This window comes from Paenibacillus sp. Aloe-11, assembly GCF_000245715.1.
In the GTDB taxonomy this organism is placed as follows: domain Bacteria; phylum Bacillota; class Bacilli; order Paenibacillales; family Paenibacillaceae; genus Paenibacillus; species Paenibacillus kribbensis.
Map to the genome: position 1 here is coordinate 86,247 of NZ_JH601082.1, position 328 is coordinate 86,574.

Sequence of the window (328 nt, forward strand, 5' to 3'; positions counted from 1 at the left end):
CGCCAGCTCCGCCCGTGTCATCGTACGTGCTGGTTGGAATGTCCCGTTCGGGTATCCTTGCATATACGGCTGCGAACGCTCACTCTTCTGCTCTCCGCCTATGCTCGCGGTCTGCTTGTCCAGATGCAGCACCGTAAAGGTGCTGAACTTGTTTACACTAAAGCCAAGCCCTGCCGGCTGGTTTCCGTCCCATTGCAGCAGCGGCTGCAACAGCTCTCTGGTGCCGTCGCTATGCTCCACATACACGGCCAGCTTGGTCAGGAATGATTGGCGTTCTTCGGCAGAGGCAGAGCTTGGCAGCGACTGCTGCGGCAGTGGCAGCACCAGC

At 59.5% G+C, this 328-nt stretch carries 1 protein-coding gene; it reads right to left on the reverse strand.

Features of this window, described 5'->3' with window-relative positions; translation table 11 throughout:
• The coding region (locus WG8_RS26090) for an S-layer homology domain-containing protein (protein WP_007433149.1) at window positions 1-328 on the reverse strand (328 nt) is incomplete at both ends.